3 protein-coding genes are annotated in these 1,725 nt (G+C 68.2%); all 3 read left to right on the top strand.

The window, feature by feature from the left end:
* The coding region (locus tag HMPREF2883_RS13500) for an MT-A70 family methyltransferase (RefSeq protein ID WP_256277501.1) at positions 1-502 on the top strand (502 nt) is incomplete at its 5' end.
* Between the two features lie 12 nt (positions 503-514).
* Positions 515-748 (top strand): hypothetical protein, encoded by a 234-nt coding sequence (locus HMPREF2883_RS13495; RefSeq protein WP_070663097.1) that lies wholly within the window; start codon positions 515-517, stop codon positions 746-748.
* 765 nt (positions 749-1,513) lie between these two features.
* The coding region (locus HMPREF2883_RS13490) for a hypothetical protein (protein WP_256277500.1) at positions 1,514-1,725 on the top strand (212 nt) is incomplete at its 3' end.

Below are 1,725 nucleotides of genomic sequence, written 5' to 3'. Positions count from 1 at the left end.
CTACCGGACGATGAGCCTGGCGCGGATCAAGGCCTTGCCGGTGGGGCATTTGGCGGCCCGTGATGCCCACCTGTGGCTGTGGACGACCAACGCGCTCTTGCCAAAGGCGTATGAGGTGGCCGAGGCCTGGGGCTTTACGGTGCGCAGCCCACTGACCTGGGTGAAGTTCCGCCTGGGCCTGGGTGGCCGCTACCAGCTGCGTAACGCCACCGAGCAGCTGCTGTTCTGCACCCGAGGGAAAGCGCCCTTGGGGTCGCGCTCCCAGCCGACCTGGTTCAACGCCCCAGTACAAGAGCACTCGCGCAAGCCGGCTGAGCAGTTCGCCATTATCGAGCGGGTCAGTCCTGGGCCGTACCTGGAGCTGTTTGCCCGTAGGCGGCCAGAGTCAAACCAGCCCTGGGCGGTGTGGGGCGACCAAGTAGCGAGCGACATCCGCATCCCTGGCTTTGCCGTGCCGCGTTATAGCGAGCGGGCGCACGAGAACGAGGAGGCCCTGCGATGAGTCGGCCGTGGCATGACAAGTACCCCCTGTGCAGTCTTCGAGGAGATGGTGATGATGAGCGATTCGAGGCGTTCTCTGCCTGGCAGCCTGCTGCGATGCGGCGTCGGCCTGCTCCTGATCGCGATGGGGCTGAGGTGGATCGTCGCCATCGTGCAAAGCAGCTGGCCCTGGCTCGTCGGGCTGCTCGCCGTGAGCGCCGCCGCCTGGCTGGCAGTGCGCTGGTGGCGCAGCCGACGGGAGTGGTGAGGGAGCCGCTCAGAAGCGAGCGACAGACGGATAGGCGTCGTGAGGTGGGCCAGGCCGAGCAGTGCCCGAGTTGGCCCGTCGACGACAAAACGCAGCGGACACGTTCCCGCCGGCGTCTCAGTTCTTACTCCACTACTGGAGACCACCGAAAGAACGGTGGACGGCCTCATACCCCAAGGAGGCACTCATGATGGCCCTCTACCACGGTGGTCGCCCTGGTTCATCGCGGCAGGTGCGGCTGGTGCCGGTGCGGCAAAGCAGCATGGATCACCGGGCGGTGGCGCGGATTGTGCTGGCACTGGCGCGGCAGATGGCGGCGGAGGCAGATGAGGCTGCGGAGCCAGCGGCGGATGAGGCGGTTTCCCCAGGTACGGGGGCCTGCTCGAGAGATGAACCTGGCACCAGCGATGGGCCGGCTGCCGGGAGTGATGCGGCGGCTCCGTGGGATGGCGCTCATAGCGGGCAGAGCGCCCGTGGTATCGCCTCGGTGGGGCGCTGTGCTGCGAATGAGCCCCTGTCGCCATCGCCTAGTGGTTGCTCGGCAGGTCGGTGTGCTCGCCAGCGTCATGACGGTGCTCGCTACGTGGCTCATGGCACCCCTTCCACGACGTCCCACGTTTTGCCGGATCGTGCTGGTGCGGCTGAATCCGGTGAAGTCGCCGCTCCGTCCTCCACGCCGGGAGGCACCCCGTGATGGCCCCCGCAACCCGCCCCTTGGCATGGCACCAACTCCGCTTTGCTCTGCCGCTTGCCCAGGACGCAGCGGTGGGGTTGGTGGAGCGGCTCCTGGCGGATGGTTCGCTGGGGCGGGTGGTGCTGGAGCTGCGCGCCTCGGGTGGGCAGGCCACCTGGGCGGTGGGCTCGGCTGCGGGTGAGCGGTTGGTCTCGGTGGTGCGTGAGCTGGTGCCGGGCTGCCGGGTGTCTCGTGGCTTCTCGCGGCGGGCGGTGGATCAGGCGGTGGTGGTGTCAGCCCGGCC

It is taken from the genome of Actinomyces sp. HMSC075C01 (genome assembly GCF_001812965.1).
GTDB classification, from domain to species: domain Bacteria; phylum Actinomycetota; class Actinomycetes; order Actinomycetales; family Actinomycetaceae; genus Actinomyces; species Actinomyces acetigenes.
Note: the sequence above shows the minus strand (reverse complement) of the source record. Positions and strands in the feature narration are given on the sequence as shown.

Excerpts from the sequence above, each read along its gene's own strand:
- HMPREF2883_RS13495 (WP_070663097.1), top strand. The coding sequence starts at position 515 with ATGACAAGTACCCCCTGTGCAGTCTTCGAGGAGATGGTGATGATGAGC.